General features: G+C 71.8%; 24 protein-coding genes. 14 read left to right on the top strand and 10 right to left on the bottom strand.

Annotated elements, in window-relative coordinates:
- Nucleotides 1–164 precede the first annotated feature (164 nt).
- From ACIQWG_RS08425 to ACIQWG_RS08410, 4 genes are all read left to right on the top strand, one after another.
- Nucleotides 165–2,207 carry a hypothetical protein gene (locus tag ACIQWG_RS08425; RefSeq protein WP_404092009.1) on the top strand — a complete coding sequence of 681 codons (2,043 nt, stop codon included), beginning with the start codon at nt 165–167 and terminating at the stop codon, nt 2,205–2,207.
- Between the two features lie 143 nt (nt 2,208–2,350).
- Nucleotides 2,351–3,871 carry a GT4 family glycosyltransferase PelF gene (gene pelF / locus ACIQWG_RS08420; protein WP_404092008.1) on the top strand — a complete coding sequence of 507 codons (1,521 nt, stop codon included), beginning with the start codon at nt 2,351–2,353 and terminating at the stop codon, nt 3,869–3,871.
- 14 nt (nt 3,872–3,885) lie between these two features.
- Nucleotides 3,886–5,334 carry a hypothetical protein gene (locus ACIQWG_RS08415; RefSeq protein ID WP_404093500.1) on the top strand — a complete coding sequence of 483 codons (1,449 nt, stop codon included), beginning with the start codon at nt 3,886–3,888 and terminating at the stop codon, nt 5,332–5,334.
- Nucleotides 5,331–5,987: a spherulation-specific family 4 protein gene (locus ACIQWG_RS08410; RefSeq protein WP_404092006.1), complete on the top strand. Its 657-nt coding sequence runs from the start codon at nt 5,331–5,333 to the stop codon at nt 5,985–5,987. Before ACIQWG_RS08415 ends, ACIQWG_RS08410 begins: the two co-directional genes overlap by 4 nt.
- Here ACIQWG_RS08410 and ACIQWG_RS08405 read toward each other — a convergent pair.
- Nucleotides 5,976–6,755, bottom strand: coding sequence for an adenosylcobinamide-GDP ribazoletransferase (locus ACIQWG_RS08405; protein ID WP_404093497.1), 780 nt, complete (start codon nt 6,753–6,755; stop codon nt 5,976–5,978). The two genes, ACIQWG_RS08410 and ACIQWG_RS08405, sit on opposite strands and share 12 nt — an antisense overlap.
- Nucleotides 6,756–6,828: 73 nt before the next feature.
- Between ACIQWG_RS08405 and ACIQWG_RS08400 the strand changes: the two genes are divergently transcribed.
- The gene (locus ACIQWG_RS08400; protein ID WP_404092004.1) at nt 6,829–7,593 is read left to right on the top strand and encodes a hypothetical protein; all 765 of its coding nucleotides are present in this window, start codon (nt 6,829–6,831) and stop codon (nt 7,591–7,593) included.
- Here the strand turns inward: ACIQWG_RS08400 and ACIQWG_RS08395 are convergent.
- The gene (locus ACIQWG_RS08395; RefSeq protein WP_404092001.1) at nt 7,533–8,237 is read right to left on the bottom strand and encodes a hypothetical protein; all 705 of its coding nucleotides are present in this window, start codon (nt 8,235–8,237) and stop codon (nt 7,533–7,535) included. The two genes, ACIQWG_RS08400 and ACIQWG_RS08395, sit on opposite strands and share 61 nt — an antisense overlap.
- 95 nt (nt 8,238–8,332) lie before the next feature.
- Nucleotides 8,333–9,424: a nicotinate-nucleotide--dimethylbenzimidazole phosphoribosyltransferase gene (gene cobT, locus ACIQWG_RS08390; protein WP_404091999.1), complete on the bottom strand. Its 1,092-nt coding sequence runs from the start codon at nt 9,422–9,424 to the stop codon at nt 8,333–8,335.
- A gap of 216 nt (nt 9,425–9,640) precedes the next feature.
- Here cobT and ACIQWG_RS08385 point away from each other — a divergent pair, with 216 nt between their 5' ends.
- Nucleotides 9,641–10,465 carry a class I SAM-dependent methyltransferase gene (locus ACIQWG_RS08385; protein ID WP_404091997.1) on the top strand — a complete coding sequence of 275 codons (825 nt, stop codon included), beginning with the start codon at nt 9,641–9,643 and terminating at the stop codon, nt 10,463–10,465.
- 97 nt (nt 10,466–10,562) lie between these two features.
- On the opposite strand, the gene ACIQWG_RS08380 is transcribed toward ACIQWG_RS08385, so the two are convergent.
- Entirely contained in the window at nt 10,563–11,765 is a 1,203-nt protein-coding gene (locus ACIQWG_RS08380; protein ID WP_404091994.1) for a bifunctional adenosylcobinamide kinase/adenosylcobinamide-phosphate guanylyltransferase, read from the bottom strand.
- Nucleotides 11,766–11,878: 113 nt separating this feature from the next.
- Here ACIQWG_RS08380 and ACIQWG_RS08375 point away from each other — a divergent pair, with 113 nt between their 5' ends.
- Entirely contained in the window at nt 11,879–12,091 is a 213-nt protein-coding gene (locus tag ACIQWG_RS08375; RefSeq protein WP_404091992.1) for a hypothetical protein, read from the top strand.
- A 38-nt stretch (nt 12,092–12,129) separates the two neighbouring features.
- Here the strand turns inward: ACIQWG_RS08375 and ACIQWG_RS08370 are convergent, their stop codons facing one another.
- From ACIQWG_RS08370 to ACIQWG_RS08360, 3 genes are all read right to left on the bottom strand, one after another.
- A complete protein-coding gene (locus ACIQWG_RS08370; protein WP_404091990.1) occupies nt 12,130–13,209 on the bottom strand; it encodes a S1C family serine protease in 1,080 nt (359 codons plus the stop codon).
- A gap of 56 nt (nt 13,210–13,265) precedes the next feature.
- Nucleotides 13,266–13,967: a class I SAM-dependent methyltransferase gene (locus ACIQWG_RS08365; RefSeq protein WP_404093495.1), complete on the bottom strand. Its 702-nt coding sequence runs from the start codon at nt 13,965–13,967 to the stop codon at nt 13,266–13,268.
- 83 nt (nt 13,968–14,050) lie between these two features.
- The gene (locus ACIQWG_RS08360) at nt 14,051–14,695 is read right to left on the bottom strand and encodes a DUF3043 domain-containing protein (RefSeq protein WP_404091989.1); all 645 of its coding nucleotides are present in this window, start codon (nt 14,693–14,695) and stop codon (nt 14,051–14,053) included.
- Between the two features lie 320 nt (nt 14,696–15,015).
- Here ACIQWG_RS08360 and ACIQWG_RS08355 point away from each other — a divergent pair, with 320 nt between their 5' ends.
- From ACIQWG_RS08355 to ACIQWG_RS08335, 5 genes are all read left to right on the top strand, one after another.
- Nucleotides 15,016–15,792, top strand: a complete 777-nt coding sequence (locus ACIQWG_RS08355; protein ID WP_404093493.1) for a PspA/IM30 family protein — start codon at nt 15,016–15,018, stop codon at nt 15,790–15,792.
- A gap of 41 nt (nt 15,793–15,833) precedes the next feature.
- Nucleotides 15,834–16,112, top strand: a complete 279-nt coding sequence (locus ACIQWG_RS08350; RefSeq protein WP_404093491.1) for a hypothetical protein — start codon at nt 15,834–15,836, stop codon at nt 16,110–16,112.
- Nucleotides 16,113–16,196: 84 nt separating this feature from the next.
- The gene (locus ACIQWG_RS08345) at nt 16,197–17,435 is read left to right on the top strand and encodes a sensor histidine kinase (protein ID WP_404091987.1); all 1,239 of its coding nucleotides are present in this window, start codon (nt 16,197–16,199) and stop codon (nt 17,433–17,435) included.
- A gap of 81 nt (nt 17,436–17,516) precedes the next feature.
- A complete protein-coding gene (locus ACIQWG_RS08340) occupies nt 17,517–18,200 on the top strand; it encodes a response regulator (RefSeq protein ID WP_404091985.1) in 684 nt (227 codons plus the stop codon).
- 176 nt (nt 18,201–18,376) lie between these two features.
- Nucleotides 18,377–21,490 carry an efflux RND transporter permease subunit gene (locus ACIQWG_RS08335; RefSeq protein WP_404091982.1) on the top strand — a complete coding sequence of 1,038 codons (3,114 nt, stop codon included), beginning with the start codon at nt 18,377–18,379 and terminating at the stop codon, nt 21,488–21,490.
- Nucleotides 21,491–21,553: 63 nt separating this feature from the next.
- Here ACIQWG_RS08335 and nadA read toward each other — a convergent pair whose 3' ends face one another.
- Nucleotides 21,554–22,738, bottom strand: coding sequence for a quinolinate synthase NadA (nadA, locus tag ACIQWG_RS08330; protein ID WP_403456085.1), 1,185 nt, complete (start codon nt 22,736–22,738; stop codon nt 21,554–21,556).
- Between the two features lie 328 nt (nt 22,739–23,066).
- Here nadA and ACIQWG_RS08325 point away from each other — a divergent pair, with 328 nt between their 5' ends.
- Nucleotides 23,067–23,423 carry an iron-sulfur cluster assembly accessory protein gene (locus ACIQWG_RS08325; protein ID WP_030951236.1) on the top strand — a complete coding sequence of 119 codons (357 nt, stop codon included), beginning with the start codon at nt 23,067–23,069 and terminating at the stop codon, nt 23,421–23,423.
- Nucleotides 23,424–23,493: 70 nt separating this feature from the next.
- On the opposite strand, the gene ACIQWG_RS08320 is transcribed toward ACIQWG_RS08325, so the two are convergent.
- Together ACIQWG_RS08320 and ACIQWG_RS08315 are read right to left on the bottom strand one after the other, a co-directional pair.
- Nucleotides 23,494–25,257: a hypothetical protein gene (locus ACIQWG_RS08320; protein WP_404091979.1), complete on the bottom strand. Its 1,764-nt coding sequence runs from the start codon at nt 25,255–25,257 to the stop codon at nt 23,494–23,496.
- A 227-nt stretch (nt 25,258–25,484) separates the two neighbouring features.
- Nucleotides 25,485–25,694: a hypothetical protein gene (locus ACIQWG_RS08315; RefSeq protein WP_404091977.1), complete on the bottom strand. Its 210-nt coding sequence runs from the start codon at nt 25,692–25,694 to the stop codon at nt 25,485–25,487.
- Nucleotides 25,695–25,825: 131 nt separating this feature from the next.
- Between ACIQWG_RS08315 and ACIQWG_RS08310 the strand changes: the two genes are divergently transcribed.
- On the top strand, nt 25,826–26,800 hold the full coding sequence (locus tag ACIQWG_RS08310) for a carbohydrate kinase family protein (RefSeq protein ID WP_404091974.1): 975 nt from the start codon (nt 25,826–25,828) through the stop codon (nt 26,798–26,800).
- Nucleotide 26,801: the final 1 nt, after the last annotated feature.

The raw sequence follows: 26,801 nt of genomic DNA, 5'->3' as shown, positions 1-26,801 counted from the left end.
CGGTGGCGTCACGGTCATTTCTTGATCCCGGCACCCGGTGAGCTGAGTCACACTCGTCTGGTTCCGGCGAGCGGCTCGCTCGCCGCTTTGCATGATTTCCACGGATCCTCCGCCGATGCACCGCAAGCGGCCACAAGGGGATCTTCTGGGGGGAAGGACTTTCCATGGCGCACACCGCGCACAGACGGAGAAGCCGCAGAAACGCCGTCGCCGTACTGGCGGCCGCGGGTCTGCTCACGGTCGGTCTCTCGGCGCCAGGCGCCGCGGCCGCCGTGGAACCGCGCGTCGATCTCAAGGTGCTGGTGGTGGACAACGGGGAGAGCCCCGTCCAGGCCATCACCGCGCAGTTGAAGAGCACCGGCATCCCGTACACCACCGTCGACCTGAACGCGGCGAACCGCCCGACCATCACGCCCGCGTTCCTCAGCGACACCGTCAGCGGCAGGCCCCGCGCCAAGTTCCAGGGCGTCGTACTGCCCAACGAGGCGCCCTTCGGGGCGGGTTCGGCCGAGCAGACCGCGCTGGAGAACTACGAGCGGACCTACGGCATCCCGCAGGTCGACGCCTACACCTGGGCCCACCCGGGCGTCGGCCTCGACTACACCAGCGAGGGCGGCTGGTCGGGGACCCTGGACGGCCACGAGGCGTCCGTGACGACCGCGGGCGGGGCCGGGTACTTCGGCTATCTCGACGGCGCCTTCGCCTTCGAGGACAACGACCCGTCCGTGCCCGAGAGTTACGGCTTCGTCGCACGGCCGCGCGCGGGCTTCACCAGCTATGTCGACGTGCCCGTGCCGGGTGGCTCGGGGCGCGGCAGCCTGGTCGGCGAGTACACCGCTGACGGGCGCCGCCAGCTCGTCGTGACCTTCGCGTACAACGAGTACCAGAAGCAGTTCCGCGTCCTCGCCCGCGGCATCGTCGAATGGCTGACCCAGGGCGTCCATCTCGGTCAGGCGCGCAACTACTTCGCGGTGCACGTCGACGACGTCTTCGCGTCCGACGCCCGCTGGGACGCCGAGCGCAACTGCACTCCCGGCGACATCGACTGCGTGGGCGGCGGTGGCGAGGAGGCCCCGCCGATCCGGATGACCGCCGCCGACGCGGTGTACGCCGCGCAGTGGCAGCGGGAGCACGGATTCAAGCTGGACATGGTCTACAACGCCGGCGCCGGCGAGGAGTGGAAGAGCGAGAACGGCGGCACCGACGCCCTCACCGACCGGCTGCTCGCGGACCGGACGCAGTACCGCTGGATCAATCACACCTACACGCACCCGTTCCTCGGCTGCGTCCAGGACACCTCGACCGTGCCGTGGAGCTGCGCGAAGAACGCCGACGGCTCGACGCGGTACATGAGCCGCTCCGAGATCTCGGCGCAGATCAGGAACAACCACAACTGGGGCCTCGCCAAGGGGCTCCCGCTCGACCGCACGGAACTGGTGACCGGCGAGCACTCCGGTCTGAGGACCCTGCCGCAGCAGCCCGACGACAACCCCAACCTCGCCGGGGCCCTCGCCGACAACGGCGTCAAGTGGATCGCCTCGGACAACTCCCGTGAGCCCGCGCAGCGTTCGGTCGGAGCCGCGCTCACCGTGCCCCGGTACCCGATGAACGTGTACTACAACACGGGCACCGACGCCGAGATGGCCGACGAGTACAACTGGATCTACACCTCCGCCGCCGACGGCGGCAGCGGCATCTGCGAGACGAACCCCGCCTCCACCTGCCTGGACGAACCACTGGACACCGCCACCGGCTATGACGACCACATCGTCCCGCAGGAGGCCCGCATCGCCCTCGGGCATGTGATCGCCAACGACCCGCGCCCGCACTACGCCCACCAGTCCAACCTGGCCGAGGACCGGACGCTGTACCCGGTCATGAACAAGGTGCTCGCCGACTACCAGGCGCTCTTCGCCGCCGACACCCCGGTGGAGAACCTCGCGCAGAGCGCCATCGGCACCGAGCTCCAGCGCCGCGTCGCCTGGCAGAACGCCGTCGCCAAGGGCTCCGTCACGGCGTACCGCATCGGCAGGACGGTCACTGTCAACGCCCCGTCCGGGACGCAGATCCCGGTGACCGCGCCGGAGGGCACCAGGAAGCAACTCCTGCTCGGGACTTCCGCGTTCGGGACGCCGTACGCGGGAAGGCGCTCCGCCTGGACCAAACCGGAGTTCCTGCAAAGCGCCGTCACTTTGCACCTGCCGTAGGGGCAGCGCCCCGGCAGGGGCGCGGGGCCGTATCGATGTGCGGCTGCCGCCGCGTGGGCGCGACCAGCGACCACGCGGCGGCAGCCGTGATCCGGAGCGCGGCCCCGCACATCATCCGCACCACAGGGGGGAGCCGCGCAGCGATGCGCACGAGCCGCCACGTCACCATGCTCACCGAAGGCACCTACCCGCATGTCCACGGCGGCGTCAGCACCTGGTGCGACCAGCTCGTCAAGGGCATGCCCGAGGTCGACTTCCACATCGTCTCGCTCACCGGAACCGGCCGCGAACCGGTCACCTGGGAGCTGCCGCCCAACGTCCGACGGCACACCTCCGTACCGACCTGGGGCCCCCGTCCGGGGCGCGAACGAGCGCCGTACGGCCGGGCCCGGCGCCGTTTCACCGACTCCTACGAGCGTTTCCTGCTGTCCTTCCTCGACCCCGCAGCCGGTGGCGACTTCGGCGACGCCCTCGACGAGCTGGCCCGACTCGCCCGCGACGGACGGCTGTCGGCGGCCCTGCGGACGGAATCCGCGCTGCGGTCGCTGATGTGGATCTGGACCATGCCGCATCTGCCGACCGCGACCGCCCGCCCCACCGTGCACGACGCCCTGACCGCCACCGACCTGCTGGAACACGCGCTGCGCCCGCTCGGGGTCCGAGTCGCCGAGGAATCCGTCGCGCACGCCGTCAGCAGCGGCCTGGCGACCCTCCCGGCGCTCGCCGCCCGCAGGCTGGACGGCGTGCCCTTCCTCCTCACCGAGCACGGCATCTACCTGCGCGAGCGCTACCTAGGCCACCGCGGCGAGGCCCGGCGCTGGCCCGTGAAGGCGTTCATGCTCGGCTTCTACCGCGCGCTGAACTCGCACGGATACCGCACGGCCGACCTGATCACACCCTGCAACCAGTACAACCGCCGCTGGGAGGAGCGCGGCGGCGCCGACGCCGACAGGATCCGTACCGTCTACAACGGCGTCGACCCGCACGCCTTCCCGCACGCCGGTCCCGAACCCGACGTCCCCACCCTCACCTGGTGCGGCCGGGTCGACCCCATCAAGGACCTGGAGACCCTGCTGCGGGCCTACGCCATGGTCCGTGCCGAACTCCCGGAAACCCGGCTGCGGTTGTTCGGCCCGGTCCCGCCCGGCGGCGAGGCCTACCGCACCAGGCTGGAGAAGCTCGCCGCCGAACTCGGCGTGACGGACGGCCTGGTCTTCGAGGGCCGCATCACCGAGGTCTGGCGCGCCTACGCCGCCGGACACCTGGTGATGCTGTCCTCCATCTCCGAAGGCTTCCCGTTCTCCATCATCGAGGCCATGTCCTGCGGCCGTACGACCGTCTCGACCGACGTCGGGGGAGTGCGCGAGGCCGTCGGCGACACCGGCCTGGTGGTCCCGCCGCGCGAGCCGGAGAAGATGGCCGCGGCGGCCCTGACCCTCCTCCGCGACGACGAACGCCGCTTGAAACTGGGCGAGTTGTCCCGGCAGCGGGTGATCGACCGGTTCACGCTGCGCCGCTCGGTGGACAACTTCCGGGCCATCTACCAGGAACTCGCGGGCAGCGCCGAGGTGTACGAGCCCACGCTGGAGACGGTCGCCGACTGGACCCTCGAACTGCGCGACCCCTGGTACGAGAAGGTCGCGACGGACGGAACCGGCTGGTGAACGGAGGCATGCGGATGCCGCCCGGCTCCCGCCCCCACACCCTGCCCGCGATCCCACGCCCGCGCGCCAAGCCGAGCTGGGCACAGGCCGACCCCATCGACGAACTCGCCGCCCGCCTCGACGACTTCATAGCCGCCGCCGTCCACCCGGACGAGATAGCCGCGCTGCTGGAGTCCGACGGCCTGTCGGACGACCAGATCCGCGAGCGCTACGGCGTGCGGAACTCCTTCGCCCTCGCCGAGGAACTGTACGAGCGGGTCGGGCGCCGCTACCCCGAGCCGGACGGCCCGGCCGACGACCCGTGGCGGATGGATCTGCTCGGCTGCCTGCTCCGAGGCGTGGTCTTCGCCCTCCCCGGCCTCGGCTACGTCCTCGGCGCCCCGCTCCTCGCGGGCCCGAGGGACGACTACGGCCTCCCGGCGGGCACGGTCCCGCTGCTGGCCGCCGCCCTGTGCGGCTGGACCTGGAACCAGGGGCTGGCCCATCGGGCGTACTCCTGGCTGGGGTTGGGCGATCGAGCGGCCGGCCGCCGCTCGCTGCTGTTCGGCGCGCCGGTGGGTGTCCTGCTGGGGACCCTGGTCGCGTTCGCGGCGGGCGGTACGGGCGATCCGGCGGCGATCGCTTTCGCCGCCGGCCAGTCCTGCTACCTCGGCGCGGCCACGGTCCTGCTGGTCATGGGCCGCGAACGCGCCCTGCTGGCGGCCTTGTCGCCGATGGCGGCGGGCGCGGTGTTCGCCATGGCGGAGGCCGTGCCGGACGCCGTGAGGATCGTCCTGCTGCTGGGCTCCCTGCTCGCGGTGGCGATCCTCGGCCTGCTCGAAGTGGCGCCCGCCGCGCGCACTCCGATCGGCCGCCGGGGGCGGGCGACGGCCCCCCGCCTCGCCGCCTCCCTCCCGCACGCCCTGTTCGGCCTCGCCACCGGTGTCCTCGTGCTCCACGCGGCCCTCGGCGACGTCCTCGCCGACGACCTGACCGGGACCGGCGCGGTCGCCGCCCCGGCCGCCGTCGCCCTGACCCTCAGCATGGGCCCCGCCGAATGGCTCCTGAACCGCTTCCGCAGCGCAGGCCTGGCGGGCCTGCGTTCCAGCAGCACCCCGAGGGCCTTTCGGCGGAGGGCCGTGCTCGCCGTCGTACGGTGCCTGACCGGCTATCTGACCGCCCTCCTCGCGCTCGCCCTCGCCACCTCCGCGCTGTGGCCCGGAACCCCCGGCGCCTCAGCCGTCCGGCTCGCCGGCCTGCTCCTGCTGGGCGTGGTCCTGTGGACGGGCCTGCTGCTCCAGTCCTTCGGCGCGGTGCTCGGCGCGACGACGGTCTGCTGCGTCGCGGCCCTCGCCCAGACCGCGGCCGTGGTGACGCACACGGGCAGCCCGCACTGGATCGCCCTGATCGTCCACGGGACGGCGGCGGCGGCCCAAGGCGCCCTGGTCTGCGCCCTGCTGGGGAGGGCGACCGCCCACCGATGAGCACGCTGCTGATCCCCTACTACGAGCACCCGTCCGTGCGCCCCGCCGAATGGGACGCGATCATCGCGGCGGCGCCCCGCCTGCACGGCGTCGTACTGAACCCGGCCAGCGGCCCCGGCGCGACGCCCGACCCGGCGTTCGCCGAGGTCGCGGCCCGGCTGCGGACCGCGGGGGTGCGAGTGCTGGGCTACGCCGACACCGACTACGGCCGCCGACCGTACGCCGACGTCGTACGCGACATCGCGCGGCACCGCGACTGGTACCGCGCGGACGGCGTCTTCCTCGACCAAGTCGCCGCGGGCCGCGCGGAGTTCGCCCACTACCGACGGCTGGCGGCTGCCGCCCGGTACGCCGGCTGCGACACCATCGCCCTGAACCACGGCACCGCCCCGGACCCGTCCTACGCCGGGATCGCCGACCTGCTGGTCACCTTCGAGGGCACCTGGGCGACGTACCGCGCCCTCGGCCCGCAGGTGTGGCGCGGCGCCGGGGGAGCGCGCGTGTGCCACCTGGTGTACGGCGTCCCGGCCGACGTCGACCTCGCGGAGCCGGCGCGTGCCCGGGGAGCCACCGTGCACTGCGCGGTGCCGGGGACGGGCGATCACCCCTGGGGCACCTTGCCGCATGCACTGGAGTTCGGATCAGCCCAGTGACAGCACCACGAGCGCGGTCGTCGCCGCCGTCTCCGCCAAGCCGCCGAAGACATCACCGGTGATACCGCCGAAGCGGCGGACGCAGTGCCGCAGCAGCAGTTCGGCGACGGCGAGCGCGACCGGCACCGCCAGGGCGGTACGGGCGATGTCGTCCGTCCCGAGCAGCGCGCCCGCCGCCGCGGCGACCCCGGTCACGGCCAGGGCGACGGCCAGCGCGCCCCGTACCGGAACCACGCCGGCCACCGCGGCTCCGAGCCCCTGCGGCCGGGCCGGGGGCACGCCGGTGCGGGCGGCGAGGGTGAGGGCGAGACGGGCGGTGACGGCGGAGACGACGGTCGCGAGGGCGCCCCGGGCCCAGGAGTCGTCGTAGAGCCGCGACAGTGCGGCCACCTGGGCGAGCAGCACGAACACGAGCGTGATGACGCCGAACGGCCCGATGTCCGACTGCTTCATGATCCGCAGCGCGTCCTCGGCGGGCTTGCCGCTGCCGAGTCCGTCGGCGGTGTCGGCCAGCCCGTCGAGATGCAGCCCCCGGGTGAGCACGGCGGGGACGGCGGCGGCCCCGACGGCGGCGAGCAGGGAGCCGGCGCCCAGGAACAGCAGAAGCACGGCGACGGCGGCGGCACCGCAGCCGAGCACCCCCCCGACGAGCGGGGCGCACAGCATCCCGCCGCGTGCCGCCTCCCGGTCCCAGCGGCTCACCCTGACGGGGAGGACGCTCAGGGTGCCGAAGGCGAAACGGAGGCCGTGCAGGGGCGGCGGGGTCATGGACACCGCCGCAGACTAGCCCGGACGTCCTACCCGCCAGGCGGCCCACCCCCGGCGGGAAGACACTGAGAGCATGGGTGACTGGTGGCAGCGCAACATCATCGAACCGGGGAAACTGCCCCTGCTCCTGGCCCTGGCCGCCTTCGTGGTCACCTTCGTGGTCACCCGCGTCATCACCCGCATGATCCGGGCGGGCAAGGGGCCCTTCCGCAACATCGAGACCGGTTCCGTCCACGTCCACCATGTCGTGCCCGGGATCGTGCTCACGATCATCGGCGGATTCTGCGCGGTCGCCGGTGGACAGCGTGGCTTCGGCTCGGCGACCGCCGCCGTGGTCTTCGGGGTAGGCGCGGGGCTGGTCATGGACGAGTTCGCGCTGATCCTGCACCTCGACGACGTCTACTGGACCGAGGACGGCCGCAAGAGCGTCGAGATGGTCGTGCTCACCGCCGCCCTGGCCGGGCTGCTTCTCCTCGGCTACGCGCCCTTCGGGGTCAACGACCTCAACGACCAGGAGACGCAGAGCCGCGGGACGGCGCTCGTCACGATCGCCGGCAACTTCCTCCTCGCGTTGATCGCCCTGGCCAAGGGCAAGGCCCGGATCGCGATCTTCGGGGTGATCATCCCCTTCATCGCGCTGTTCGGCGCCGTCCGTCTCGCCCGGCCCACGTCCCCCTGGGCGAAACGCTTCTACCGCCGCCGCCCGCGGGCCCGCGCCAGGGCCCAGCTGCGCGCCTACCACCACGACCGGCGCTGGGCCGGCCCCAGCCGCAAGTTTCAGGACTGGATCGGCGGCGCCCCCGACGCGGCCCCGGACCGGGCCCTGGAACGCCGCTGACGCACGGCCGCCACGGCGCACAGCACCAGCACCGCCGCGACAGCCGCCAGATGCTCCTTTCCGGCGAGGTTCGGATCCAGTACGACCTCGACGACCAGCGCCGCGATCACCGCACCCGCCGTGGCGTACGCCCTGTACCGCCACGCGAGGAACACCGCCAGCCCCACCACGGCCGCCGACGGTCCGGTGTCCACGACCCGGGCGTCCGAGGCGGGCAGTCCGAACGGGTGGTCGGGACCGAGCGCGATGCCGACGCGCGCGTAGAGGGTTCCGGCGAGGGTCGCGACGTAGGCGATCAGGAGGGTGCGCCACCAGCCCAGGCACATCTCGGCGATCCCGAACACCACGAGGATCTGCGTGAGCGCACCCCACACCGGCAGATCGACGGCCGGCACGAACAGGGACAGCGGGGTCCTCAGGAGCGCCTGCCACGCGGGGTCCTCGGCGCGCACGGCCCCGAGGTTCTGGACGGGCCGGTACCCCCAGGACTGGTTCTGCGCGAACTGCGTCAGTCCGGTCAGACAGACCGCCCCCACGGCCATGGGCGCGGCCCGCCAACGCCGCGTCAGCAACGCCCTTCGCACGGCGAGATACCACGCCCCCCACTCGGCGCGGGCCCAGCGGCCGAGGGTGTCAACGCTCACGAACGTCGAGCATATGAGCGTATGCCCGGGTTTTCCCGTCGTGACAGGACCCTCGACGGCGGCGCGGACCGCCGGTGCCGGACCGCCCGAAACCCCTACTCCGCCTCGGCCGGCTCCGCCGCCTCCGTGTCTTCCGTGTCCTTCGGCTGCTCCGGCAGCTCCGCGGCCAGTGCCGCGGCCGCCTGCACCAGCGGCAGGGCCAGCAGCCCCCCGGCTCCCTCGCCGACCTTCACGCCCTGGTCGAGCACCGGCTCCAGGGCCATCCGGTCCAGCGCCTTCGCCTGCCCCGGCTCTCCGCTGTCGTGCGCGGCCAGCCACCAGTCCGGTGCCCGGAACGCGATCCGCTGCCCCACCAGCGCACACGCGGCCACCACGATCCCGTCCAGCACCACGGGCATCTTCCGGACCGCGCTCTGGAGCAGGAACCCGGTGATCGCGGCGAGGTCGGCGCCGCCCACCGTCGCGAGCAGCTGCAACTGGTCCCCGAGCACCGGCCGGGCCCGCCGCAGCGCGTCCCGGATCGCCGCGCACTTGCGCATCCACGTCAGGTCGTCGATGGCGAGGCCGCCCCGTCCGGTCACCACGGACGCGTCCGTCCCGCACAGGGCCGCGACCAGCACCCCGGCCGCCGTGGTCCCGCCGACGCTCACATCGCCGAGCACCACCAGATCCGTACCGGAGTCGGCCTCCTCGTCGGCCACCGCCATCCCGGTCCGGAAGGCGGCCTCCACCTCCTCCGCCGTCAGCGCGTCCTCGACGTCGATCCGGCCGCTGCCGCGCCGCACCCGATGCCGTACGACCGACTCCGGCAGCGACTCCGGGGCGCAGTCCAGCGCCATGTCGACGACCCGCACCGGGACCCCGAGCCGCCGGGCGAGCACGGACACGGGCCGGCCGCCCTCCAGGATCTCCCGCACCAACTCCCCGGCCCCGCCCGCGGGCCGCCCCGACACGCCCAGCTCGGCCACGCCGTGGTCACCGGCGAACAGAACGACCCGCGGCTGTTCGATCGCCCGCACCGGCACCGCGGACTGTGCCGCCGCCAGCCACTCACCCAGTTCGTCGAGGCGGCCCAGCGCCCCGGGCGGGACGATCTGACGCTCACGGCGCGCCTCGGCGTCACGGCGCACCCCACCGTCGGGGCGCTCGATCAGATCAGAGAAGTCGTCGAGATTAAGCGAGCTCATTCGCCGAACAGTACCGGCCCGGGTCGAACAGAACGGCGCCACATGGCCACCACGGGCCTCGCCACGTCACCCCCGCTTCCACGCGACGTCGTTGCACCCAAGATCGGCATCCCATACGTTCCGTTTTGCAGTGGATTGTCGGGGCATGCTCGCACCGTTCTCGCACCGCCTCCGCCGTACGCCCCACTCGTACGCCCCCACGCCCGGGAGCCACCCATGACCGCGACCGCACCCTCCGAACGCCCCGCCGCCGACTGCGCGTTCACCCTCACCGCGTGCCGGGAGCACACCTACGTCCCCCGCCACCTGGGGCTCACCAGACGCGGGCCACGCCGGCTGAGAGCCGCGGCCCGGGTGGCGCTCGCCTTCCCCGAGCCGGAGAGCTGGCTGGATGTGGGCACCGGCTACGCCCGCTTCCCGGAGACGGCGAAGGAACTCTTCCCGTACACGGCGTTCGACGGCCTCGACCCGACCTACCGCGTCCTGCACGCGCGCGTGGCCGAACGCGTGGAGGAGGCCCATGTCGGCACCCTCACCGACCGGCGCATCACGGCCCGGCTGCGCGGCCGCTACGACGTCGTCAGCATGTTCCGCCACCTGGAACACGCCCGCGACCCCCGCGAGGAACTCCGCGCCGCCCTCGCCGTGCTGCGCCCCGGCGGCCATCTCGTCCTCGAACTGCCCGACCCCCGCAGTCTGTTCGCCGCCCTGCTCGGCGGACTCTGGGTCCCGCACAGCCCCCCGGGCCATCTGCACCTGCTGCCGATGGAGACGTTGTGCGAGGAACTGCGCGCCCAGGGCTGCACGGTCGTCCGCACGGACCACCGCACCGCGCACATCCCCTACGACCTGGCCGCCGCGACCTCACTGGTCCTGTCCCACCTGCTGCCCTCCGTACTGTCGAGCCTGGGCGCCCCCCTGGTGGCCGTGGCCTGGACCCTGGACCACCTCCTGGCCCCGTTCCTGCGCCACACCCGCTTCGCAAACGCCTACCGGGTCATCGCCCGTAAGGAACCAACCCGAGCCGAAGCGCCCCGATAGGGGCGCGGGGCGGGGCCGTATCGATACGCGGCTCCGCCGCGCGGGCGCGACCAGCCACCACGCACCCGCAGCGGCCCGACGACGATCCGCGGCACCCTCACCCGCGAAGCACCACCGCCTGCCCCGCCACCACCAGCACCACCTGCTCGCACTCACTCGCGAACGCCGCGTTCAGCCGCCCCAGCTCGTCCCGGTACCGCCGCCCCGAAGCCGTCGCCGGCACGATCCCCGAGCCCACCTCGTTGGACACGGCCACCACCGTCCGCCGAGTCGCCCGCACCGCCTCCGTCAGCTCCCGCACCCGCTCCCGCAGCGCCTTCTCCCCGCCGTCCGCCCACATCGCGTCGTCCCAGGCCCCGACGGAGTCCATCGCATCCGTGAGCCACAAGGACAGACAGTCGATCAGCACCGGCGCCCCACCCTCGGAGAGAACCGGCACCAGGTCACACGTCTCCGCCGTACGCCACGACCCCGGCCGCCGCTCCCGGTGCACGGCGACCCGCGTCGCCCACTCGTGGTCCCCGCCCCGGGTGCCGCCGGTCGCGACGTACAGCACATCGGGGAAGGCCGCCAGCCGCCGCTCCGCCTCGACCGACTTCCCGGACCGGGCGCCGCCCAGCACCAGGGTCCGCCGCGGCACGTCGGGCACGTCCTCGTACGCCCCCACCATCAGGGTCGTCCCGTCCGGCACCGCCCGCGCCCCGGCCGCGGCCAGCCGCCGCAGCAACTCGGCGCCGGGCGGCACGTCATGGTCCAGATGGACGGCGATGACATCCGTCGTCGGCCCGACGGCCCCCACCGCACGCAGCTTGGCCAGCGCGTCCGGCCGCCCCACGACATCGGCGACCACCATGTCGTACATCCCGGTGGCCCGCTCCTCCAGCCCCGCCGGCGCACCCCCCGGCGGCAGATACAGCAGCCGCTGCCCGTCCGGCCCGGTCACCGCGTACCCCGTCCCCGGCGCGTCCATCGCCACCGCCCGCACCCGATGCCCCGTCAGCAGCGCCAACTCCCGCCCGTCCGGCACCCGCCCGGGCTGCGGCACCCCCGCAGGCACCTCGACGGCGGGCCCGTCGTGCGGATGCGACAGCAGCACCTGCCGTACGTTCGCCAGCGAACGCCCCGCCCGGGCCGCCGCGAACGCCGCCCCGGGCGTCAGATCGAGCAGCAGCGCCCCGTCCACCAGCAGCGCGGTGGCCGCCCGCGCGTCATCGCCGAGCGCACTGGCACAAGCCGCGCACGGACAGTCGGGGCGGGGGAGTCCCGCGGGGGCACCGGTGCCGAGGAGAGTGAGTTCCACGCGACCGATTTTCTCGTGTCCGCGCAGGTCTCGCGCATCCGACTAGGCTCAGGAGAGGAGCCGGACCAAGATCCGGCTTTCACTCTGCCTGTGCTGAGACCTTGGAGGCGTACATGGCGGCATGGACGTGGCGGTTCGAGAAGGCCGACGGGGCGGAGGTCCAGCCCGCGGTGCAGCCCGAGGAGTTCACCACCCAGGGCGACGCCGAATCCTGGATCGGGGAGCACTGGAAGGCGCTGCTGGAGGGCGGTGCCGAACAGGTGCGGCTGTTCGAGGACGCCACGGAGATCTACGGTCCGATGAGCCTGAGCGCCGCGGAGGCCTAGCCGGTCGGGCGGGGGTCCCAGGACCCTCGCCCACCCCGTCACTGCTCGCCCAGCGTCACATCCGCCTTCTTCTCGTCGCCGTCACGGGTGTACGTCACCGACGTCCGCTCTCCCGGCTGCTCGGTGGCCAGCGCCTCGGACAGCGAGGTGATGGTGGTGATGTCCGTGTCGCCCAGCCGGGTGATGATGTCCCCGGGCTCCAGACCGGCCTTGTCGGCCGCACCTCCCGACTGCACCTCCACCACGGCCACGCCCGCGGCCTGGAGGTCGTCGTTCACGACGGTCCGCCCGGTGATGCCGAGCGCCGCCCGGCCCGAGTCGGTCACCCTGCCGTCCTGGACGATCTGCCCGGCGATCGTCCGCACCGTGGAGGCAGGGATCGCGAACCCGATGCCGGGTGCCGTACCGCCCCCCAGGTCGGGGTCGGTGGCGGCGAGGGTCGGCACGCCGACCACCTCGCTGTCCAGGTTCACCAGCGCGCCCCCGCTGTTGCCGGGGTTGATGGCCGCCGAGGTCTGCACCATGTTGGCGATCGTCGCGCCCGTACCGCCGTCGTCGCCTCCCTCGGTGACGGTCCGTCCGGTCGCCGAGACGATGCCCTGCGTCACGCTGGACGACAGACCCAGCGGCGAGCCCATGGCCAGCACGATCTGCCCGACCTCGACGTCCGAGGAGTCCCCGAACCTCGCCGCCCGCAGCCCGTCCGGCGGGTCGTCCAGCTTGATGACGGCGAGGTCCTGCTGCGGGTACGAGGAGACGAGGTTCGCGGTGAGCTGGTTCTCGCTGTTGGCGGTCGTCACCCGGAAGGTCTCCTCGTCACCGACGACATGCGCGTTGGTGACGATGTGCCCCTGGTCGTCGTACACCACGCCCGACCCCAGATCCTGCGGGCCCTGGATCTGCACGACCGACGGCAGCACATCCTTGATCACCTTCAGATAGCCGTCCTGAAGATCGTCGGCCGCCGTGACCGTCCTCGGCACCGCGGCCTGCGTCGTCGAGTCCTCCTCCCGCGAGGACGAGGACGTGGACGTGCAGGCCGAGACCAGGCCGAGGCAGCACAGGAGGGCGCAGGCGGAGACGGACGGCCACCGGGCACGGAAACGCCGAGGATCCATGCCCCGAGTCTCGCCGCGGGAGGGGGGTCAGGCGCGTGCTGCTCACCCGAACGGGATCAGCCGCGCACTCCGCACAGATGCAGCAGCGCCGCCACACCGCGATAGGGGTCGGTCTTCCCGGCCCGCTCCTCGACCGCCAGCAACGCCTCCGGGTCCGCCGGGACCTCCGCCTCGTCGGCGGCCGTGTCGGTGAACACCCGCACCCCGTACCAGGCGTGCAGCGGAGCCCCGATCCCCGCGAGCGTCGCGGTCAGGTCGGACAGCCGGTCGGCCCGTACGTCCAGGCCCAGCCGATTGCGATAGGCGGTGGTGTCGAAGGCCGACAGGGCCCCGGCCCAGTCCCCGCCGAGCCCCGGCCGCATGGCGAGCGCGTCGCCGTTGCGCACCAGGAGCGAGAGCAGCCCGCCCGGGGCCAGCATCCGGGCCAGCCCGGCCAGCATCGGATCGGGCTCGTCGATGTACATCAGCACGCCGTGGCACAGCACGAGGTCGAAGCTGCCCGGCAGGAAGTGCACACCGGTGTCGCGTCCGTCGCTCTGGACCAGGCGGACCCGCTCCCGGATCCCCTCCGGCTCACCGGCCAGCTCCTCGCGGGCCGCCGCGATCATGCCGGGGTCCTGCTCGACGCCGGTCACCTGGTGCCCGGCCCGGGCCAGCCGCAGCGCCTGCGTGCCCTGGCCCATCCCCACGTCGAGCACCCGCAGCCGTTGTCCGACCGGGAACCGCCCGGCTATCTGCTCGTCGAGCTGGCGGGCCACCAGCTCCTGCCGTACGACGTCACGCAACCCACCCAGCCCGCTGAGCCACGCCTCGGCCGCACCCCCGGAGAAAGCCGCAGCGCTCAGGGCCGCTCTCCACGCTTGACCTGCGGCTTGGGCAGCCGCAGCCGGCGCATCTGGAGGGAACGCATCAGGGCGTAGGCGACCGCGCCGCGCTTGTTCTCGTCCGGGAAGCGCTCGGCGAGCTGCTTCCGCAGCCGGAAGGCCGTGACGAACGAGTCCAGCACGATGAGCACGATCACGATCAGCCACAGCAGCAGCGCGATGTTCTGCAACGCCGGCACCTGGACCAGGCTCAGCACGAGGATGACCACGGCCATCGGGAGGAAGAACTCCGCGATGTTGAAGCGCGAGTCGATGAAGTTGCGCGCGAACCGGCGGACCGGACCCTTGTCACGGGCCGGCAGATACCGCTCGTCGCCCCCGGCAAGCGCCTGGCGCTGCTTCTCCAGGGCGGCCCGGCGCTCCTCGCGCCCGCGCTTGGCGGCCTCCTTACGCGTCGACGGCGTCTGGGCGACGCTGCGACGGGTGGTCTGGGCCTCACTGCGCTTGGGCGTGGGGCGGCCCTTCGGGGCCTCGGGGTGACGGGTCTGAGTGGAGTCGGTCACCAGCGCCTTGTCGGCGGACTGGGCCTTCTCTTCCTTCGCACGGCTACGGAACACAAAACCCAAGGGTACGGGGTGCCAGGGGTTGGACCCCAGCCCCATGGGGAACGATCCGGCAACACCAGTCGTCGTAGGGGGACAGAGGGGACGTTGCAGACGGTTCGTCCGGCGGCCACGGGGGAGGCACCTGGGCGGCACCGGATGGTCACCCATGGGCCCGCCCATGAGCCACCCGGGGGTCACCTACTCCTTACGCCGGAGCGGGACCGTCGGCAGTCGTCCTTGGGGATGAGCGCATCCGTCCCCGAACAGTGCGGTAATGGTTGCAGGGCCCGTACTGTGGGTTCTGTCGCAGGAGCTGGTTGGAGTCCGTCAGAAGGGGGCGCGCGAAGCCCATGAGCGGTGTCATGAAGCGTATGGGGATGATCTTCCGCGCGAAGGCGAACAAGGCCCTTGACCGGGCCGAGGACCCGCGCGAAACCCTCGATTACTCGTACCAGAAGCAGCTGGAGCTGCTCCAGAAGGTACGCCGGGGCGTGGCCGACGTCGCCACGTCGCGCAAGCGGCTGGAACTCCAGCTGAACCAACTCCAGCAGCAGTCGACGAAGCTGGAGGACCAGGGCCGCAAGGCGCTCGCGCTGGGCCGCGAGGACCTGGCCCGTGAGGCGCTGTCCCGCCGCGCCGCGCTCCAGCAGCAGGTGACCGACCTGGAGACCCAGCACGCGACCCTCCAGGGCGAGGAGGAGAAGCTCACCCTCGCGGCGCAGCGCCTCCAGGCCAAGGTCGACGCCTTCCGCACCAAGAAGGAGACGATCAAGGCCACGTACACGGCGGCCCAGGCCCAGACCCGGATCGGCGAGGCCTTCTCCGGCATCTCCGAGGAGATGGGCGACGTCGGCCTGGCGATCCAGCGTGCCGAGGACAAGACGGCCCAGCTCCAGGCCCGCGCGGGAGCCATCGACGAACTCCTCGCCTCCGGCGCCCTGGACGACCAGTCCGGCATGCACAAGGACGACATCCAGGCCGAGCTGGACCGGCTCTCCGGTGGTACGGATGTAGAGCTGGAGCTACAGCGCATGAAGGCGGAGCTGGCGGGCGGTTCGTCGGCCGGCCAGCAGGCCATCGAAGGCGGTTCGGGCCAGTCGCAGCAGCAGTCCCAGCAGCAGCCGCAGGACACCCCGCGCTTCGACAAGCAGTAGCCGACGGCCGGGGCCACGCCGAGGAGGGCGAGATGGGCGACATGATCGTCCGGATCATGGGTGAGGGGCAGGTGCAGCTGTCCGACAGCCACCTGCCCGAGCTGAACAAGCTCGACGACGAGCTCCTTGCGGAAATGGAGAACGGCGACGGCCCCGGCTTCCGCCGCACCCTCACCGCACTCCTGTCCAAGGTCCGCGAACTGGGCGAGCCCCTGCCCGACGACTCCCTGGAACCGTCGGAACTGATCCTGCCGTCCCCGGACGCGACCCTGGAGGAGGTCCGGGAGCTGCTGAGCGACGACGGCCTGATCCCGGGCTGAGCCGTCCCGTCCCGGCCCGTCCGGTCTTCGCGGACGAGGCCCGTTCGTTCCGAGCACCGGACGGACGCCGTACCGTAATCAGACGTGAGCATCCTCGAACGAGCCCGGCGCCATCTGAAGGCGCACCCCCTGGCGCTGGACGCGGCGTTGGCCGTGGGTGTGCTCGCGTGCATGGTGGCCGGCTCGTTCGTGGACCCGCACCGGGACGACGGGGTCACCTGGGCCCTGCGCACCCCGGACCTGCTCAGCCTGCTGCTCATCACCCTCGGCTCCGCGGCCCTGGTCTTCCGCCGCCGCGCCCCCCTGAAGGTCCTCGCCGTCACCGGCGCCGTCTCCCTGGTGGAGTCCGTCACCGGCGACCCCCGCGCCCCCGTCGCCATGTCCGCGGTGATCGCCCTCTACACCGTCGCCTCCACCACCGACCGCACCACCACCTGGCGCGTCGGCCTGCTCACCATCACCGTCCTGACCGGCTCCGCGATGCTCGCCGGCCCGCTGCCCTGGTACGCCCAGGAGAACCTCGCCATCTTCGCCTGGACCGGCATCGGCGCCACCGCCGGCGACGCGGTCCGCAGCCGCCGTGCCTTCGTCACCGCCATCCGCGAACGCGCCGAACGGGCCGAGCGCACCCGCGAGGAGGAGGCCCGCCGCCGCGTCGCCGAGGAACGCCTGAGGATCGCCCGCGACCTGCACGACGTCGTCGCCCACCACATCGCGCTGGTCAATGTGCAGGCCGGCGTCGCCGCCCACGTCATGGACAAGCGCCCCGACCAGGCCAAGGAGGCCCTCGCCCACGTACGCGAGGCCAGCCGCTCCGCGCTCAACGAACTGCGCGCGACCGTCGGCCTGCTCCGGCAGTCCGGCGACCCCGAGGCCCCCACCGAACCCGCTCCCGGCCTGGACCGCCTCGACGAACTCGCGGGCACCTTCCGCAGCGCCGGTCTCCGCATCGAGGTCGCCCGCGCCGACCAGGGCACCGCGCTTCCGGCCGCCGTCGACCTGGCCGCCTACCGGGTCATCCAGGAGGCCCTGACCAATGTGCAGAAGCACGCGGGCCCGGACGCCAAGGCCGAGGTCAGTGTCGTCCGGGTGGGCCCGAACGTGGAGATCACCGTCCTCGACGACGGCGCCGGCGAGGACGACACGACCGACGGCGGGGGCCACGGCCTGCTCGGCATGCGCGAGCGCGTCACCGCCCTGCGCGGCACCCTCACCACCGGCCCCCGCTACGGAGGCGGCTTCCGGGTCCATGCGATCCTGCCGGTCAAGAGCCGAACGCGCACGGTGGAAGAGGCCGTACGACCGGCGGAGGGAGCCGTATGACCAGGGGCCGGGTCCGCGCGGGCCGCACCCCCACCGCCGTATGACGACCGATCACCGCCACCGCCCCGCAGAGGACCCCGCATGACCATTCGCGTCCTGCTCGCCGACGACCAGGCCCTGCTCCGCAGCGCCTTCCGTGTGCTGGTCGACTCCGAGCCCGACATGGAGGTCGTCGGCGAGGCCTCCGACGGGGCGGAGGCGGTGCGGCTGGCCAAGGAGCAGCGCGCGGACGTCGTACTGATGGACATCCGGATGCCCGGCACCGACGGCCTCGCCGCCACCCGCATGATCAGCGCCGACCCGTCCCTCGCCCAGGTCCGTGTCGTCATACTGACCACCTTCGAGGTCGACGACTACGTCGTGCAGTCGCTGCGCGCGGGGGCCTCCGGCTTCCTCGGCAAGGGGTCGGAACCCGATGAACTCCTCGCCGCCATCCGTATCGCCGCCGGTGGCGAGGCGCTGCTCTCCCCGGCCGCCACCAAGGGCCTGATCGCCCGTTTCCTCGCCCAGGGCGACCACGCCGACGACGGCCGCGACCCGGCCCGCGCCGAGCGGCTCGACGCCCTCACCGGCCGCGAGCGCGAGGTCCTGGTCCAGGTGGCCGGCGGGCACTCCAACGACGAGATCGCCGAGCGGCTGGAGGTCAGCCCGCTGACCGTGAAGACCCACGTCAACCGGGCCATGTCCAAGCTCGGCGCCCGTGACCGGGCGCAGCTCGTGGTGATCGCGTACGAGTCGGGGCTGGTACGTCCAAGGGTGGAGTGAACTCGACGGCGCATACTGCGCCGGGAGTAGGCGCGGGATAAGGAAATGGACCTGGGGCCTAGGAAAAGGGCCTCCGCGATGGCTCAGGGTGTAGGGGCGGGCGCTCACATGTGCGCCACAGTCGCTCCTGCCACTCCTGCAAACTTCTGCGGCTCACAGAAGAGAGACCCTCACCCATGTCCTGGCTGTCCCGATTCAGCCTCGCCCAACGTGCCCTGATAGGCCTGATGTCGATCATCGCGATCGCCTTCGGCGCCATCGCGATCCCCCAGCTCAAGCAGCAGCTGCTGCCCTCCATCGAACTGCCCATGGTGTCCGTGCTGGCGCCGTACCAGGGCGCTTCCCCGGACGTGGTCGAGAAGCAGGTCGTCGAGCCGATCGAGGACAGCCTCGAAGCCGTCGACGGCATCACCGGCGTCACCTCCACGGCCAGCGAGGGCAACGCCGTCATCATGGCGTCCTTCGACTACGGCCCCGACAACCAGCAGCTCGTCGCCGACGTCCAGCAGGCCGTCAACCGGGCCCGCGCGCAGCTCCCGGACGACGTCGACCCGCAGGTCATCGCCGGCTCCACGGACGACATCCCGACCGTCGTGCTCGCCGTCACCTCCGGCGACGACCAGCAGGCCCTCGCCGACCGGGTCGACCGGACCGTCGTGCCGGACCTGAAGGACATCGACGGCGTCGGCCAGGTCACCGTCGACGGCGTACGCGACCTCCAGGTCACCGTCACCCCGAACGAGTCGAAGCTGGCGAAGGCCGGCCTGACCTCGGCGGCCCTCTCCGAGGCGCTCAAGGCCGGCGGTGCCACCGTCCCGGCGGGCTCCTTCGACGAGGACGGCGACAACCGCACGGTCCAGGTGGGCGGCGGCTTCACCTCGCTCCAGCAGATCGAGGACCTGATGGTCGCCGGCGAGGACGGGAAGAAGCCGGTCCGCCTCGGCTCCGTCGCCACCGTCGAGCAGGAGCAGTCCCCGGCGGACTCCATCACCCGCACCGACGGCAAGCCGTCCCTCGCCGTCACCGTCACGATGGACCGGGACGGCAGCGCCGTCGCCATCTCGGACGCGGTCGAGGACAAGCTCGCGAAGATGCGCAAGGACCTCGGCTCGGACGCCACCGTCACCGTGGTCAGCGACCAGGGCCCGGCGGTGAAGAAGTCCATCGACGGCCTGACCACCGAGGGCGCGCTGGGTCTGCTCTTCGCCGTCCTGGTCATCCTGGTCTTCCTCGCGTCGATCCGCTCGACGCTGGTGACGGCGGTGAGCATCCCGCTCTCCGTCGTCCTGGCCCTGATCGTGCTGTGGACGCGCGACCTCTCGCTCAACATGCTGACGCTGGGCGCGCTCACCATCGCCATCGGCCGGGTCGTCGACGACTCGATCGTGGTCCTGGAGAACATCAAGCGCCACCTCGGCTACGGCGAGGAGCGCGAGGACGCCATCCTCAAGGCGGTCCGCGAGGTGGCCGGCGCGGTGACGTCGTCGACGCTCACCACGGTCGCCGTGTTCCTGCCGATCGGCCTGGTCGGCGGCATGGTGGGCGAGCTGTTCGGCTCGTTCAGCCTGACCGTGACGGCGGCCCTGCTGGCGTCGCTGATCGTCTCCCTGACGGTCGTGCCGGTGCTGTCGTACTGGTTCCTGCGCGCCCCCAAGGGCACTCCGCAGGACGCCGACGAGGCCCGCCGGGTGGCGGAGGAGAAGGAGGCGAAGAGCCGGCTCCAGCGGATCTACGTCCCCGTCCTGCGGTTCGCGACCCGGCGCCGGCTCACCAGTGTGCTGCTCGCGATCGTGATCCTGATCGGCACGTTCGGCATGGCGCCGCTGCTGAAGACGAACTTCTTCGACCAGGGCGAGCAGGAAGTGCTCACGGTCAAGCAGGAGTTGAAGCCGGGCACCAGCCTCTCGGCGACCGACGAGCAGGCGAAGAAGGTCGAGCGACTGCTCGCCGACACCAAGGGTGTCAAGAACTACCAGGTGACGGTCGGCTCGTCCGGCTTCATGGCGGCCTTCGGCGGCGGCACCGACACCAACCAGGCGTCGTACCAGGTGATGCTGGAGGACTCGGCGTCCTACGACGACGTACAGGACCGTATCGAGTCCGGTCTGAAGAAGCTCGACGGCATCGGCACCACCACGATCGCCGCCGGTGACGGCTTCGGCGCCCAGGACCTGAGCGTCGTAGTGAAGGCGGCCGACGCGGACGTGCTGCGCAAGGCGTCCGAGCAGGTCCGCGAGGCGGTGGCCCAGCTGGACCACGTCACGGACGTCACGAGCGACCTGTCGCAGAGCGTGCCGCGGATCTCGGTGCGGGCCAACGACAAGGCGGCCGCGGCGGGCTTCGACGACCAGACCCTCGGCCTCGCCGTCGCCCAGGCGGTCCGTGGCAACACGGCGGCCCAGGCGACCCTCGACGACACCGAGCGGGACGTCGTCATCAAGTCGGCGAAGCCGGCGACGACGCTCAAGGAGCTTCAGGACCTGCGTCTGGGCCCGGTGAAGCTGGGCGACATCGCGGATGTGAAGCTGGTGGACGGCCCCGTCGCGATGACCCGGATCGACGGCCAGCGCGCCGCCACCATCACGGCGAAGCCGACCGGCGACAACACGGGTGCGGTGAGCGCGGACCTCCAGTCCGAGATCAACCAGCTGACGCTCCCGGCGGGCGCGACGGCCTCCATCGGCGGTGTCTCCGAGGACCAGGACGAGGCGTTCGTCAACCTGGGCCTGGCGATGCTGGCGGCGATCGCGATCGTCTTCATGCTGCTGGTGGCGACCTTCCGCTCCCTGGTCCAGCCGCTGATCCTGCTCGTCTCGATCCCGTTCGCGGCGACGGGCGCGATCGGTCTGCTGCTGGCGACCGGCACGCCGATGGGCGTCCCCGCGATGATCGGCATGCTGATGCTGATCGGCATCGTGGTGACGAACGCGATCGTGCTGATCGACCTCATCAACCAGTACCGGAAGCAGGGTTACGGCGTCGTGGAGGCGGTGATCGAGGGTGGCCGGCACCGTCTGCGGCCCATCCTGATGACCGCGCTCGCGACCATCTTCGCCCTGCTGCCCATGGCCCTGGGTGTCACCGGCGAGGGCGGCTTCATCGCCCAGCCGCTGGCCGTGGTGGTGATCGGCGGTCTGATCACGTCCACCCTGCTGACGCTGCTCCTGGTCCCGACGCTCTACGCGATGCTGGAGCTCCGCAAGGAGCGCCGGGCGAAGAAGCGCGCGGCGAAGCGGCAGGCGAAGTCGCAGGCCGCGGCGGAGCCCACGCCGGAACCGGCGCAGGTCTGACGCCATGACGAAGGGGGCCGCACCTTGCGAGGTGCGGCCCCCTTCACGCGTTGCCCGCGCCGGCTACGGCAGCGCCAGCATCCGCTCCAGCGCCAGTTTCGCGAACGCCTCGGTCTCCTTGTCGACCTCGATCCGGTTGACCAGGTTGCCCTCGGCCAGCGACTCCAGGGCCCAGACCAGATGGGGCAGGTCGATGCGGTTCATGGTCGAGCAGAAGCAGACCGTCTTGTCCAGGAAGACGATCTCCTTGCCCTCGGGCGCGAAACGGTTCGCCAGCCGGCGGACCAGGTTCAGCTCGGTGCCGATGGCCCACTTGGAGCCGGCCGGGGCCGCCTCCAGGGCCTTGATGATGTACTCGGTCGAGCCGACGTAGTCCGCCGCCGCCACGACCTCGTGCTTGCACTCCGGGTGGACCAGGACGTTCACCCCCGGGATGCGCTCGCGCACGTCGTTCACCGAGTCCAGGCTGAAGCGGCCGTGCACCGAGCAGTGGCCGCGCCACAGGATCATCTTCGCGGCCCGCAGCTCGTCGGCGGTCAGCCCGCCGTTCGGCTTGTGCGGGTTGTAGACGACGCAGTCCTCCAGGGACATGCCCATGTCGCGGACGGCGGTGTTGCGGCCGAGGTGCTGGTCCGGCAGGAAGAGCACCTTCTCGCCCTGCTCGAAGGCCCAGTCCAGAGCCCGCTTCGCGTTCGACGAGGTGCAGATGGTGCCGCCGTGCTTGCCCGTGAACGCCTTGATGTCCGCGGACGAGTTCATGTACGACACCGGCACGACCTGCTCGGCTATGCCGGCCTCGGTCAGCACGTCCCAGCACTCGGCGACCTGCTCGGCCGTCGCCATGTCGGCCATCGAGCAGCCGGCGGCGAGGTCGGGCAGGACGACCTTCTGGTCGTCGGAGGTCAGGATGTCCGCCGACTCGGCCATGAAGTGCACGCCGCAGAACACGATGTACTCCGCCTCCGGGCGCGCAGCCGCGTCCCGGGCCAGCTTGAACGAGTCACCGGTCACATCGGCGAACTGGATGACCTCGTCGCGCTGGTAGTGGTGGCCGAGCACGAAGACCTTGCTGCCGAGCTTCTCCTTGGCCGCGCGGGCGCGCTCGACCAGGTCCGGGTCGGACGGCGAGGGGAGGTCGCCCGGGCACTCGACGCCACGCTCGCTCCTCGGGTCGGCCTCACGGCCGAGCAGCAGCAGGGCGAGGGGCGTCGGCTGTACGTCGAGCTCCTGGGTCTGGGCGGTGGTCACGACACGCACCCTTTCTGTTCTGCGGCTCGCCGGCACCGGGAAAGTCCGGACCCGGCGGGTCAAGCGGGGCATCTACTACGACTTCTCGTCGGATTGACGTTATCTATCATAACCGCTTCACGTCAGTTTGACGACGGCCATCATGTCGATGTGACGTGAATCCCGGGGCGAGCCCCCGTATTCCCGCATCAGACGTTTTCCGCTGCGCGCGGCGTGTGCGAGCATGAAGAGGACCCGAAAAGACAAGTGCCCGGCCCGGAATGAATCCGCGGCCCCGCCGGTTGCAACCGTCGGCAAGCAGTCTCCGTACAACCCGGGAGAGATGTAGATGTCCGTATCGGACGAGACCAGCACCGCCACCGACGGCATCATCCTCAGTGACGCCGCCGCGGCCAAGGTCAAGGCGCTGCTCGACCAGGAAGGCCGCGACGACCTCGCGCTGCGGGTCGCCGTTCAGCCCGGTGGCTGCTCCGGCCTGCGCTACCAGCTCTTCTTCGACGAGCGCTCGCTCGACGGCGACGTCGTCAAGGACTTCGGCGGGGTCAAGGTGGTCACCGACCGCATGAGCGCTCCGTACCTGGGCGGCGCGTCCATCGACTTCGTGGACACGATCGAGAAGCAGGGCTTCACGATCGACAACCCGAACGCGACGGGTTCCTGCGCCTGCGGCGACTCCTTCAGCTGAGCCCCGCCCACCCGCAGAAAGGCGGCGACCCCCTCCGACGGGGTCGCCGCCTTCCCGTGTCCGAGAGCCCCTACCGGGCCCCGGACGTCTCCGGCAGCCGGGCTCCCGGCTTCTCCAGCGGGACCTGCTGACCGTCCGATCCCACGACCTCGCGGTCACCGAGCGACTCGTCCAGCCGAACGGTCTCGTGGAAAACCTTGGCGATCATGATGCAGACCGTGTCCGGCTGCGTGGTCGCGGTCACCCGGACCGTCACCCGGTCCCCGCTCTCGCTCGCCTTCACGTCGTACTCGGAGCACACACCGCCCGTGAAGGCCACGGTCAGCTCCTTGCCGTCGACGGTGTAGGCGTCCACCGGCACGTTCTTCGTGACCGGCGCCGAGGTCGGCTCGTCCTTCGGGTCGCTCGGCCGCGGAGTCGGCTGCCCCGACGGCTCCTGCGAGGGAGTGGACGAGGCCAGGTACTTGGGGTCGACCGCCGGATGCGTCACCGTGAAGCTGTCCTGAGCGCCCGGCGTCCGCACCTCGAACAGCCAGGACGGCACCAGCGTCTGCCGCGCGTTCACATAGTGCGTGGCCAGCCCGAACACCGCCTTCTCGACCGTGACGGTCTCCCTGGACGGCGCACTCGCCGAGGCCCCCGTGTCACCGCAGGGCGCCTCCATCCGGTCCTTCAGCGGTACGGGGCTGGCACAGCCGCCGATGCCCATGCGGTGGTCGGTCCCCGGCGCCGCGTTCATCAGGCCGAGCGTCCTGTCGGCATCCAGCACGGGGTACGTGTCCCCCTTCACCGGCGCCTTCAACTGGCCGCTTCCGCCCACCACCTCGCCCTGGGCGCTCACCGTCACCCCGGTCGTCCAGCCGTACGTGGGCAGCCCGCCGACCACGGGGTTGGCGTTCACCGCCCGCTGGGCGCCCATGACCTGGCTCGCGTCCAGCTTCGCGTCGTCCTGACCCACCGCCTTGAGCACCGGAGCGGCGGCCTTCTTCGCGACGGCCTCGCTCACCGGATCGCCGCCCTGACCGGCCGGGGACTTCGCGCAGACGGTGGTGCTCTCGCAGGCGTCCGGGCCCGCCGCGTACCGGTAGAAGGTCCAGGTCCCCGGCGCCTGCTTGTTCACCTGGAGGCTGGGCCCCGCCCCGTCCGTCGCCCCGACCTTCCAGGTCTGCCCCTGCGCGACCGGCTTCCCCTCCACCCCGAGCGCCTCGGCCAGCCGCGCCACCTCGTCCGCGCCGACCTCGCCCCCGGCCCGGTACACCGGCGCCGACCCGGGCCCGTCCGGCAGCTCGCCGTCGGCCTTGTAGGTGACGCCGTAGGGGTTGGGCTCCCCGGGTGCGATACCGCTCCTGCCGCCTTCGCTGTCGCCCCCGGTGTAGCCGTCGAGGTGGAGCAGCGGGGGAGTGTCGTCGCCGGACGCCCCGGACGACGTACCGCCGTCCGACCCGCCGGCCGTGTTGGCGGCGATGTAGGCGCCGCCGCCCCCGACGAGCAGGACGGCCGCGGCGACGGACGCGATGATCGCGGGGGAGCGGCGACGGGAGCCGGTGTCGTCGTGGTGTTCGTGGTCGGGGGTGGCGTCGCCGACGGGAGGCACGGGAGGCACGGGAATCTCCGAGGCCTCCGCGGACTCCGCCGAGGCCTCGTCGGTCTCCGGCACGCCGTCCGAGGCGCTGTCCGACGCTTCAGCGGCGTCGGCGGCCTCGGCGGCCCTCTCCTTCTCCTCGTCCTTGGCGGCGAGCCCCTCGGCACCGACGGAGTCCTGCCGCGCCCGTGCCTCCTCCGCGTCCTTGCCGGAGGCGCCCGCGTCGTCGTTGTCGGGTCGCTCGGTGTTCACCGCATCGCTCCTTCGGCTGCGCACATGTCCCATGACCCTGACCCGCCCCTGCCAAGAAGGTCGGTCCATCGGGTCGTATCCCGCATCCCCTTTACGGGGGACAGCGATGGGACGCAGCGGGGGAGCGCACGGTTCCCCGAACTCGCGCCGAAGCCGCCGAACCGCGCGGATTCGGCCTTGGAAGCCCCACAGATGGCCCGACCGGTCGTCCGATCGGGCCGGCCCGGTCAGTCCCCGTAGTCGGACATCGCGTCCAGCAGCCGCGCCGACCTCGACGGCACGCTCACGCCGTGGATACGCGACGGGGAGACCGGACGGGAGAGCGCACGGTCGGGAACGGCCCAGTGCGGAGCCATCCGCGCACAGTCACCGAGCAAAGACGCCAGGCCGGCCTCCGGGTCTACCGGAGCGGGGGAGCGGACCTCGAATTTCGTCATAGCGGCACCGTAGGCACGCTGGAGCCCGCGAAGAAAGATCTACTATCGGGTAGTTTTGCCTGCTTCTACGTCCCGTTCACGAACGGTAGCGTGGAATGTCAACCCAACCTCCCCGCAGGAGACTCCACGCCGTGCGCATCGCAGTCACCGGCTCCATCGCCACTGACCACCTCATGACCTTCCCCGGCCGGTTCGCCGACCAGTTCGTCGCGGACCAGCTGCACACGGTCTCGCTCTCCTTCCTGGTCGACAACCTGGACGTACGCCGGGGCGGCGTAGGCGCGAACATCGCCTTCGGCATGGGCCAGCTGGGCACGAACCCGATCCTGGTCGGCGCCGCGGGCGCCGACTTCGACGAGTACCGGGCCTGGCTGGACCGGCACGGCGTCGACACCGGCTCGGTCCGCATCTCCGAGACCCTGCACACCGCCCGCTTCGTCTGCACCACCGACGCGGATCACAACCAGATCGGCTCCTTCTACACGGGCGCGATGAGCGAGGCCCGGCTGATCGAGCTGAAGACCGTCGCGGACCGCGTGGGCGGCCTCGACCTGGTCTCCATCGGCGCCGACGACCCCGAGGGCATGCTCCGGCACACCGAGGAGTGCCGCTCCCGCGCGATCCCCTTCGCCGCCGACTTCTCCCAGCAGATCGCCCGGATGAACGGCGACGAGATCCGGATACTGCTGGACGGGGCGACCTACCTCTTCTCCAACGAGTACGAGAAGGGGCTCATCGAGTCCAAGACCGGCTGGTCGGACGAGGAGATCCTGGGCAGGGTCGGCCACCGGGTCACGACCCTCGGCGCCCGGGGCGTACGCATCGAGCGCCGGGGCGAGGACCCGATCGAGGTCGGCTGTCCCGAGGAGGAGCGCAAGGCCGACCCCACGGGCGTCGGCGACGCCTTCCGCGCCGGGTTCCTGTCCGGACTGGCGTGGGGCGTGTCCCTGGAGCGCGCCGCGCAGGTCGGCTGCATGCTCGCCACGCTCGTCATCGAGACGGTGGGCACGCAGGAGTACCAGCTGCGCCGGGCGCACTTCATGGACCGGTTCACCAAGGCGTACGGGCATGACGCCGGTGAGGAAGTGCGGGCGCACCTGGGCTGAG

The sequence above is a fragment of the Streptomyces sp. NPDC098781 genome (assembly GCF_044759995.1).
Classification (GTDB): domain Bacteria; phylum Actinomycetota; class Actinomycetes; order Streptomycetales; family Streptomycetaceae; genus Streptomyces.
Note: the sequence above shows the minus strand (reverse complement) of the source record. Positions and strands in the feature narration are given on the sequence as shown.